The sequence below is a fragment of the Aeromonas sp. HMWF017 genome, from assembly GCF_003061465.1.
Classification (GTDB): domain Bacteria; phylum Pseudomonadota; class Gammaproteobacteria; order Enterobacterales; family Aeromonadaceae; genus Aeromonas; species Aeromonas veronii.
The window spans coordinates 12918-22458 of sequence record NZ_QAJD01000106.1; the positions used below are offsets into that span (position 1 = coordinate 12918).

At 61.5% G+C, this 9541-nt stretch carries 8 protein-coding genes; 6 read left to right on the plus strand and 2 right to left on the minus strand.

Annotated elements, in window-relative coordinates; all coding sequences use genetic code 11:
- Both DBR30_RS10820 and rnm read right to left on the minus strand, forming a co-directional pair.
- Nucleotides 1–456: L-threonylcarbamoyladenylate synthase (locus DBR30_RS10820; protein ID WP_258224394.1), on the minus strand; the 456-nt coding region annotated here is incomplete at its 3' end.
- 106 nt (nucleotides 457–562) lie between these two features.
- Entirely contained in the window at nucleotides 563–1444 is an 882-nt protein-coding gene (rnm, locus tag DBR30_RS10825; RefSeq protein WP_108541927.1) for an RNase RNM, read from the minus strand.
- A gap of 448 nt (nucleotides 1445–1892) precedes the next feature.
- On the opposite strand from rnm, the gene DBR30_RS10830 reads away from it, so the two are divergent.
- The 6 genes from DBR30_RS10830 to trpA all read left to right on the plus strand — a co-directional run bounded on the left by DBR30_RS10830 (nucleotide 1893) and on the right by trpA (nucleotide 8759).
- The gene (locus DBR30_RS10830) at nucleotides 1893–3527 is read left to right on the plus strand and encodes an anthranilate synthase component 1 (RefSeq protein ID WP_108541926.1); all 1635 of its coding nucleotides are present in this window, start codon (nucleotides 1893–1895) and stop codon (nucleotides 3525–3527) included.
- Nucleotides 3520–4134 carry an aminodeoxychorismate/anthranilate synthase component II gene (locus tag DBR30_RS10835; protein ID WP_100646427.1) on the plus strand — a complete coding sequence of 205 codons (615 nt, stop codon included), beginning with the start codon at nucleotides 3520–3522 and terminating at the stop codon, nucleotides 4132–4134. The genes DBR30_RS10830 and DBR30_RS10835 overlap by 8 nt, the downstream gene beginning before the upstream one ends.
- A gap of 15 nt (nucleotides 4135–4149) precedes the next feature.
- A complete protein-coding gene (gene trpD, locus DBR30_RS10840; RefSeq protein ID WP_108541925.1) occupies nucleotides 4150–5178 on the plus strand; it encodes an anthranilate phosphoribosyltransferase in 1029 nt (342 codons plus the stop codon).
- Nucleotides 5178–6686 carry a bifunctional indole-3-glycerol-phosphate synthase TrpC/phosphoribosylanthranilate isomerase TrpF gene (trpCF, locus tag DBR30_RS10845; RefSeq protein ID WP_181363547.1) on the plus strand — a complete coding sequence of 503 codons (1509 nt, stop codon included), beginning with the start codon at nucleotides 5178–5180 and terminating at the stop codon, nucleotides 6684–6686. The genes trpD and trpCF overlap by 1 nt, the downstream gene beginning before the upstream one ends.
- A gap of 76 nt (nucleotides 6687–6762) precedes the next feature.
- Complete coding sequence (gene trpB, locus DBR30_RS10850; protein WP_005347359.1) at nucleotides 6763–7956, plus strand: tryptophan synthase subunit beta; 1194 nt, start codon at nucleotides 6763–6765, stop codon at nucleotides 7954–7956.
- Nucleotides 7953–8759, plus strand: a complete 807-nt coding sequence (gene trpA, locus DBR30_RS10855) for a tryptophan synthase subunit alpha (RefSeq protein ID WP_005350211.1) — start codon at nucleotides 7953–7955, stop codon at nucleotides 8757–8759. The genes trpB and trpA overlap by 4 nt, the downstream gene beginning before the upstream one ends.
- Nucleotides 8760–9541 lie beyond the last annotated feature (782 nt).

A 9541-nucleotide genomic window follows, 5' to 3' on the forward strand; every position in this document is an offset into this window, starting at 1 on the left:
CATCTCGGAGTCCGGCAGGATCAATGTGGTGGAGAGCAGCGGCTCGCCGAGGGCTTCCAAGAGTGCTTGGGCAATCTTGTTATCCGGCACCCGGATGCCGATGCTCTTTTTCTTCTCGTTCATCAGACGGCGCGGCACCTCTTTGGTCGCCTTGAAGATGAAGGTGTAGGCGCCCGGGGTGTTGTTCTTGATCAGGCGAAACGCGCTGTTGTCGACCTTGGCGTAGGTGGAGATCTCGGAGAGATCGCGGCACACCAGGGTGAAGTCGTGGTTGGCGTCGAGGCGACGGATGCGGCAGATGCGCTCCAGCGCCCCTTTGTCACCCATCTGGCAACCCAGCGCATAACCGGAGTCGGTCGGATAGACGATGACGCCGCCGTTCTGGATGATCTGTACCGCCTGACCGATCAGACGGGCCTGGGGGTTTTCCGGATGTACGTAAAAATGCTGACTCATAGCTTGTTCTCGCAATGGGGGCAGCAATACCTGCCCGCTCGTATGGTCACGGGTCAAAGACCCATGACACTACCTTAACCTGTTTGTGGCCGCTTCGCTGATGCCGTTACCGACTCGCCAGCAGCTCGGCGTGTTGCTCGGTGGTGAGCCCAAAGTGACTTGGATAGGCCAGCCATACGGGCATCCCCTCTTTGGGCAGCCAGAGGTGGCGGCCCAGCTCGGTCCAGTTGGAGGGAAAGTGAAAATCCGATCCCACCGAGATATAGAGGTCGTGATCCTTGGCCCACTGGCCCAGATTGGCCCGCTCCTGCGGGCTCTGCTGAGGCAATGAGACCTCCATGGCATCGCCACCGGCCGCCTTGAAAGCCACCAGCAGCCGCTTGATCCACTTGGCGGTGAGATCGTAACGGCTGGGGTGGGCCAGCACAGCCAGCCCACCAGCGGCGTGAATGGCGGTGATGGCTTCACTCATCTCGGGCCACTCGGCCGGGGCATACCCTTTATTGCCACGGCTCAGGTACTTTTTGAATACCTTCTGCATGTTGTCGGCCACCCCGCGCGCCACCAGCACCCGGGCAAAGTGGGCGCGGGTCACGGCAGCATCACCGGCGAGCGCCTTGGCCTCTTCATAGGTGCCGGGGATGAGGCACTTCTCCAGACGACGCCCGATTTCCAGCGCACGCGCCTCACGACGTGCCAACTGCCCGGCCAGAAAGTCGGTCAGCTGCGAATTTTTTTCGTCCACCCCCAGCGCCACGATATGGATCTCGTGATGCTCCCAGCCGGTGGAGATCTCGACCCCGCTCACCAGTCGCAGCGGCAACTGCTCGGCTTCGATGGTGTGGCGCACCTCATCAAGCCCAGCAAGGGTATCGTGGTCAGTGATTGCTAACACCTCGACCTCTTTTTCGGCGGCGCGGCGCACCAGTTCGGCTGGGCTCAACACCCCGTCGGAGGCAGTGGTATGGCAGTGAAGATCGAATCTCATCAGGTTATTCCGCTCTCGTGGTCAGGTCACCATTCATGGCAAATTGGTGAAAGAAGGCTAAAAAGCGACTTGACTTGGCCGCGGCTTTATCGTTTTCTGTAGGCACTTCATTGCAAACATCTTTTTACAGGACTTTATCATGCAAACGACTTCCATCCTGACCATCTGGTGGTGGCACACTCCCTGACATGCGGGCGTGTGGTCGTTGCTGTACCTGTAATCTGACAGCAAATTAAGAACCCAAAGAAAAAGCCCGCTGACCCCAGCGGGCTTTTTTATTATCCGGCAAATGGAGCTGTGATGAAACCGAGAATTCAGACAAGCGTAATGACCAGGCGATGGCGCCCCTGCTGAAACCGCCAGAACCCACCTCATTTTCAAGGCACTTTTTCAAGGTATTAGACGTCATGAACATCGGTAACACGCATCACTCGCAAGGGAACGCACTATGACAGCCACGCACCGCCTTCCTCTGGGTGAATTCGATACCCTCAAACTCAACGCCCCCTATGTGGCCGATCCGCTGGCGCTCTACAGCGAGTTTTGCCAGCAGCGCCCCAACACCCTGCTGCTGGAATCGGTGGAGATCGACTCCAAGGCAGGCAAACAGAGCCTGCTGCTGGTGGATGCCTGCCTGCGCATCGAGTGCCGTGGCCGTACAGTGCGGGTGCGCAGCCTCAACGACAATGGCGCCCAGTTGCAGAGCCTGCTGATCGAGCGCCTGCCCGCCGCCGTAATCCAGAGCATGGTATCCGGCGAGCTGCAGCTCGACTTCCCGGCTTCTGATCGGGAGCTGGATGAAGATTCCCGCCTCAAGGGGATCAGCGTGCTGGACGTGCTGCGCACCCTGCAGCGGGAGCTCGATTGCCAGCTCGGCAAAGAGGCGCTGTTTATGGCGGGCAGTTTCGCCTATGACCTCATCGCCTCTTTTGAAGATCTGCCCGAAGTGCCGCAGGGGAGCAACGACTGCCCCGACTACTGCTTCTACGTGGCCGAAACCCTGATCACCATCGACCATATCGAGCGCACCACTCAGCTGATTGCCTGCATCTTTGGCGGCGACAGCGACGAGAGCCGGGTAGAGGACAGATACCACCGCCTGAGCGAGCGTCTCGGCCAGTTCAAGCAAGCCTGCCAGCAGGCGCCGCAACAGGAGCCGGTAACGCCAGCCCTGACCGGCGGCATCAGCGTGGACAAGAGCGACAAGCAGTTCTGCGCCGAGGTGGAGAAGCTCAAGGGCTTTATCCGCCGCGGCGACATCTTCCAGGTGGTACCGTCCCGCTGCTTCTCCCTGCCCTGCCCAAGCCCCATCGCCGCCTATCGCCGCCTCAAACAGACCAACCCCAGCCCCTACATGTTCTACGTGCAGGATGAGGGCTTCACCCTGTTTGGCGCCTCGCCCGAGAGCGCGGTGAAATTCTGCGCCACCAGCCGCGACGTGGAGATGTACCCCATCGCCGGTACCCGCCGCCGCGGCTTCAACCCCGATGGCAGCATCAACCGGGATCTCGATGGCCGCATCGAGCTGGAACTGCGTCAGGACGAGAAAGAGGTGGCCGAGCACCTGATGCTGGTAGATCTGGGCCGCAATGACATCGCCCGCATCTCCGAACCCGGCACCCGCTACGTCAAGGAGCTGCTGAAAGTGGATCGCTACAGCCACGTGATGCATCTGGTCTCCAAGGTGGTCGGCACCTTGCGTTCCGACCTTGACGCCCTGCACGCCTATCAGGCCTGCATGAACATGGGCACCCTCACCGGCGCACCGAAGATCCGCGCCAGCGAGCTTATTCGCATGGTAGAAGGCAAGCGCCGCGGCAGCTACGGCGGCGCGGTCGGCTACATCAACGGCGCTGGCGAGATGGATACCTGCATCGTCATTCGCTCCGCTTTCGTGAAAGATGGCGTGGCCCATGTGCAGGCCGGTGCCGGGGTGGTCTATGACTCCAAGCCGCAAGCCGAAGCGGACGAAACCCGCGCCAAGGCGGCCGCCGTGCTGGCCGCCATCGCCGCCAGCCATGGCACCTCCCTGCAAGCCCTGAGCGCCCAGCAGGAGCAACATAAGGACGTGAGCCATGACTAACATCTTCCTGCTCGATAACTTCGACTCCTTTACCTACAACCTCGTCGACCAGTTCCGCTCCCTCGGCTATCCGGTGCGGATCTACCGCAACAGCCTGCCGGCGAGCCGCATCATGAGCGAAATCGCCGCCTGCGAAGGGGACGCCGTACTGGTGCTCTCCCCGGGCCCGGGCGCCCCCCACGAGGCGGGTTGCCTCATCGACCTAATCAAGCTGGCCCGTGGTCAGGTGCCCATCCTCGGTATCTGTCTCGGCCATCAGGCCCTGTGCGAAGCCTACGGCGGCACCGTCGGCGCAGCGGGTGAAATCGTCCATGGCAAGCGCTCCCTGATTGAGCACAACGGCCACGGCGCCTTCGCCGGTCTGCCGAGCCCGCTGCCGGTGGCCCGCTACCACTCGCTGGTCGCCACCTATGTACCGGAAGAGCTGACGGTGATTGCCCACTATCAGGGCATGCCCATGGCCATCGAGCAGCAGGATGAGCGGGTGCTGGGCTTCCAGTTCCATCCCGAATCCATCATGACCTCGGAAGGGGCCCGCCTGCTGACTCAGGCGCTCGCCCATATCACCCGTCCAGAAAGCATTTTTTCGACACGCGGCGCGCGGTAAGGTAAGGAGACCAACATGCATCATCATCTCAACACCCTCTATCAGGGTCAGTCTCTGAGCCGTGAAAGTACCCGCGACGCCTTCGGCCAGGTGGTACGTGGCGAAGTGGATCCCATCGTGCTCGCCAGCCTCTTGACCGCCCTCAAGATCAAGGGGGAGACCCCGGAGGAGATCGCCGGCGCCGCCGAGGCCCTCTTGGCTGAAGCGCGCGACTTCCCGCGTCCGGACTATGAGTTCTGCGACATCGTCGGCACCGGGGGCGATGGCCTCAACACCATCAACGTCTCCACCACTTCGGCGCTGGTCGCCGCCGCCTGCGGCCTGAAAGTGGCCAAGCACGGCAACCGCTCGGTCTCGAGCAAGTCGGGGTCGAGCGATCTGCTGGACAAGATGGGCATCAAGCTCGACATGAGCCCGGCGCAGGCGCGCCGCTGCCTCGATGAGCTCGGCATCTGCTTCCTGTTCGCCCCCCAGTACCACGCCGGGGTGCGCCATGCCATGCCGGTGCGCCAAGCCCTCAAGACCCGCACCCTGTTCAATGTGCTGGGGCCGCTTATCAACCCCGCTCGCCCCACCTATCAGCTGATGGGAGTCTATGCCCCCGAGCTGGTGCGCCCCATCGCAGAAACCCTGCTGGCACTGGGGCTGAAAACCGGTATGGTGGTGCACGGTGCCGGGCTGGATGAAATCGCCATCCACGGCCCGACCCAGGTGGCCCAGATCCGTGACGGCGAGATCCGCGAATTTATGATCACCCCGGCTGACTTTGGCCTCGAGACCTATCCGGTCAGCGCCATTCAGGGCGGGGAACCGGAAGAGAACCGCGCCATCACCGCCGCCATTCTGGAAGGACGTGGCACCCCGGCCCACAACGCCGCCATCGCCGCCAACGTGGCACCGCTGCTGCTGATGGCGGGCAAGGCGAAGGATCTCAAGAGCGCGGCGGCCGAGGTGCTGGCAGTGCTGGCGAGCGGCAAGACAGCGGATCTGGCCGCTCGGCTGGCCACCCTGAGTCATCAGGAAGCGGGTCATCAGGAGGCATGATGTCAGCCACCACATTGCACAGCAGTCATTCAGAACGCCCGCAGGGCAAGAGCCAGTTTCGCAAGGATAACGAGATGTCAGACCTTATTGCCCCCCATGCTTTTCTGAACATGGCCTCCCTCAGCCAGACCATTCTCGGCAAAATCGTGGCGGCCAAACAGGAGTGGGTTGCCGCCCGCAAGCTGGCCCAACCGCTGGAGAGCTTCCAGAGCGCGCTGACCCCCAGCGATCGGGATTTCGTCGGGGCGCTGAAGGCGGGCTCCACCCGCTTTATTCTGGAGTGCAAGAAGGCCTCCCCCTCCAAGGGGTTGATCCGCGACGATTTCAGCCCGGAGGCGATCGCCGACATCTATGGCAAATACGCCACCGCCATCTCGGTGCTGACCGACGAGAAGTTCTTTCAGGGGGATTTCGCCTTTTTGCCGCGGGTGCGCGGTCGCGTCCAGCAGCCGGTGCTCTGCAAGGATTTCATGATTGACACCTATCAGGTCTATCTGGCCCGCCACTATCAGGCGGACGCCATCCTCTTGATGCTCTCGGTGCTCACCGACGAGGGCTATCGCGCCCTGTTCGCGGTGGCCAAGGAGCTGGGTCTGGGCGTGCTCACCGAGGTGAGCAACGAAGAGGAGCTGACCCGCGCCATCGCCCTTGGCGCGCCGGTGATTGGCATCAACAACCGGGATCTGCGCGACTTGAGCGTCGATCTCGCCCGCACCAAACAGCTGGCCAAAGACATTCCAAGCGATCGGGTGGTGATCAGCGAGTCCGGCATCAACCACCGCGCTCAGGTGGCGGATCTGCGCCACCACGCCAAGGGCTTTCTGGTGGGCTCATCCCTGATGGCCGAGCCGGATCTGGAGGCTGCGGTGCGCAAGCTGGTACTGGGCCAGAACAAGGTGTGCGGCCTGACCCGCGCCGAGGATGCCGCCGCCGCCCATCAGGCGGGTGCGGTATTTGGCGGCCTTATCTTTGTGGCCAAAAGCCCGCGCTATGTGGACATCCCCGCCGCTCGCGCCGTGATGGCGGGTGCGCCGCTCTCCTATGTGGGGGTATTTCGCAACGCCCAGCCCGCCACCATCGTCAAGACGGTGGAGGCGCTGGGACTCGCCGCGGTGCAGCTGCACGGGGATGAAGATGCCGCCTATCTCGAGGGACTGCGCGCGCTGCTGCCGGCTGGCTGCCAGATCTGGAAAGCGGTCGGAGTCTCTCTTGGCAAGGAAAGTGGCGAGCCACTGCCCGCCCTCGCCTATCCGGCGGATCGGCTGCTGCTCGATACCAAAGTAGGTAACCAGAGCGGCGGCACCGGTCAGGCGTTCGACTGGGCCATGCTGGTCACGCTCGACAAGAGCAAACTGATGCTGGCGGGCGGCCTTAATCCCGACAACGCCCTGCAGGCGGCACAAGTCGGCTGCCTCGGCCTTGATTTCAACTCCGGGGTGGAGAGTGCCCCGGGCCAGAAGGATGCGCACAAGATTGCAGCCGCCTTCGGCGCACTGCGCCAACTGTGACAAAGCGCTGCGAACCCGCTAAACACATGCACCAAATGAATGAATCGCTTAAGCCTATAAATACAAGGAATAGTCTATGACCCTGCTCAACCCGTTTTTCGGTGAATTTGGTGGCATGTATGTGCCCCAAATCCTTATCCCGGCCCTGCTCCAGCTGGAAAAAGCCTTTGTCGACGCCAAGGATGATCCGGCCTTTATCGCCGAGTTTCAGTCCCTGCTGACCGAGTATGCCGGTCGCCCGACCCCGCTCACCCTGACTCGCAATCTGACCAAAGGCACCAAGACCCGCCTCTATCTGAAGCGTGAAGATCTGCTGCACGGCGGCGCCCACAAGACCAACCAAGTGCTGGGTCAGGCGCTGCTGGCCAAGCGGATGGGCAAGAGCGAGATCATCGCCGAGACCGGTGCTGGCCAGCACGGCGTGGCCACTGCGCTGGCCTGCGCCCTGCTCGGCCTCAAGTGCCGGGTCTATATGGGGGCCAAGGATTGCGAACGCCAGAAACCGAACGTCTTTCGCATGAAGCTGATGGGCGCCACCGTCATTCCGGTGCACTCCGGCTCCAGCACCCTCAAAGATGCCTGCAACGAGGCGCTGCGCGACTGGGCCGCCAACTACGAGTCGGCCCACTACCTGCTCGGGACCGCCGCGGGCCCGCACCCCTTCCCCACTATCGTGCGGGAGTTCCAGAAGATGATCGGCGAAGAGGCCAAGGCCCAGTGCTTCGAGAAGGAGGAGCGGCTGCCCGACGCAGTGATCGCCTGCGTCGGCGGCGGGTCGAATGCCATCGGCATGTTTGCCGACTTTATCGATGAGCCGTCGGTGCGCCTCATCGGCGTCGAGCCGGGCGGTCACGGTATCGAGAGCGGCGAGCACGGTGCGCCGCTCGGTCACGGCAGCAAGGGGGTCTTCTTTGGCATGCACTCCTACCTGATGCAGGACAATCAGGGCCAAATTCAGGAGTCCTACTCCGTTTCTGCGGGGCTGGATTTCCCCTCCGTCGGCCCGCAGCACGCCCATCTGGCCGCCATCGGCCGCGCCGAGTACCCCTCGGTGACCGACAAGGAGGCGCTGGACGCCTTCCAGGAGCTGGCCAAATCCGAAGGCATCATACCGGCGCTGGAGTCCTCCCACGCACTGGCCCACGCCCTCAAGATGGCCCGCAGTGAACCGGAAAAAGAGCAGGTGCTCATCGTCAACCTCTCCGGCCGTGGCGACAAAGATATCTTCACCGTTGCCGACATTTTCGAGAAAGAAGGAACCTTGTCATGAACCGTTACGCACAACTCTTCTCCCGTCTGGATGAAGCCAATCAGGGCGCCTTTGTGCCGTTCGTGATGCTGGGTGACCCCACTCCTGAACTCTCTCTGGCCATCGTCGATGCGCTGGTCGCTGGGGGCGCCGATGCCCTCGAGCTCGGCATTCCCTTCTCCGATCCGGTGGCGGACGGCCCCACCATTCAGGGCGCCGCCCTGCGGGCGTTTGCCAGCCACACTACCCCGGATGACTGCTTCGAGCTGCTCGGCCGCATCCGCGCCAAGTACCCGCAGCTGCCCATTGGCCTGCTGGTCTACGCCAACCTGGTCTATGTGCGCAAAATTGACGGCTTCTACGAGAAGTGCCAGCAGGCGGGCGTGGACTCCGTGCTGGTCGCCGACGTGCCGGTGCAGATGTGCGCCCCCTACAAGGCGGCCGCCGACAAGTTCGGCATCGACAGCATCTTTATCGCCCCGCCCAATGGCGACGCCGAGACCCTGAAACAGGTGGCGGAGCTCGGCAATGGTTACACCTATCTGGTGAGCCGCGCTGGCGTCACCGGTGCCGAGACCAAGGCCGGCATGCCGGTGGAAGGTCTCATCAATACCCTGCGCGAGTTCAACGCCCCTCCCGCCCTGCTCGGCTTTGGCATCAGCGAGCCGGCTCAGGTGCGTGAGGCCATCGCCGCTGGCGCCGCCGGTGCCATCTCCGGCTCCGCCGTGGTGAAGATCATCGAGACCCACCACCAGAACCCGGAACATATGCTCACTCGTCTGAAAGAGTTTGTGGAAGGGATGAAGGCGGCGACCAATCGATAAGGGGCGGCATGGGTCAAATGCCATTAGCCGTGAGTGATCCGGCTGCGTATCTACCTTACGCATAGCAGCCATCGTTGCATCACCATATCAAAGGGAGCCTGACCGGCTCCCTTTCTTTTTATCTCGCTCGCGCCCGCTTGCAGCTCTCGGCGTCTTGCCCCCTCTCCCTCCGGGAGAGGGCTGAGGTGAGGGTAGCTTTACATTCCCTGCCAAATGACTTGATCACCCAAAGCACAACCGATGACTAATTTAATGATCCAACACAGATTCCCACAAAAACATGCTTCTCAACCCTCTCCCCTCGCCCTTAAGATAGCCAAACGACAATCCATCTCCTGGGAGAGCGTTATGGCAGCGATTGTTGCTATCTCGCGAGTTAATAGCAGCGAACTGGGGGCTGTCACTCAGGGGCGGTAGCGTGGTTTTTGTAGGCTGCTGCAGCGAGTAGCAAAGCCCAACAGGCAAGCATTATTGCGCCAACCAGATCGGGATAAACAAGGATATGGTAGATCGGTACAACAGATTTACAGATATATTCGCGGTAAACGTTGGGCTTCACTTCGTTCAGATCCAACCTACGATTTTTAGCCCAACATACGCGATGTTTAAGAGTGATTCACAACGCGTGGCATTTTTACTATACGTTGATTTTAGTGATTAAGGTGGTGTGCGGCGGCATCGGTATTGCGTACCTCATATTTCTGGGGAAATCAGGACACCCACCTTTCTGAGCAAGACGCTGTATAGTCAGCACACAAAAAGGGGGGGGCCTAAATAGCTCC

What these genes read in the sequence shown, in the direction of transcription:
- trpCF (WP_181363547.1), top strand. Translation starts at nt 5,178, where the DNA reads ATGTCAGCCACCACATTGCACAGCAGTCATTCAGAACGCCCGCAGGGC.
- rnm (WP_108541927.1), bottom strand. Translation starts at nt 1,444, where the DNA reads ATGAGATTCGATCTTCACTGCCATACCACTGCCTCCGACGGGGTGTTG.
- trpD (WP_108541925.1), top strand. Translation starts at nt 4,150, where the DNA reads ATGCATCATCATCTCAACACCCTCTATCAGGGTCAGTCTCTGAGCCGT.
- trpA (WP_005350211.1), top strand. Translation starts at nt 7,953, where the DNA reads ATGAACCGTTACGCACAACTCTTCTCCCGTCTGGATGAAGCCAATCAG.
- DBR30_RS10835 (WP_100646427.1), top strand. Translation starts at nt 3,520, where the DNA reads ATGACTAACATCTTCCTGCTCGATAACTTCGACTCCTTTACCTACAAC.
- trpB (WP_005347359.1), top strand. Translation starts at nt 6,763, where the DNA reads ATGACCCTGCTCAACCCGTTTTTCGGTGAATTTGGTGGCATGTATGTG.
- DBR30_RS10830 (WP_108541926.1), top strand. Translation starts at nt 1,893, where the DNA reads ATGACAGCCACGCACCGCCTTCCTCTGGGTGAATTCGATACCCTCAAA.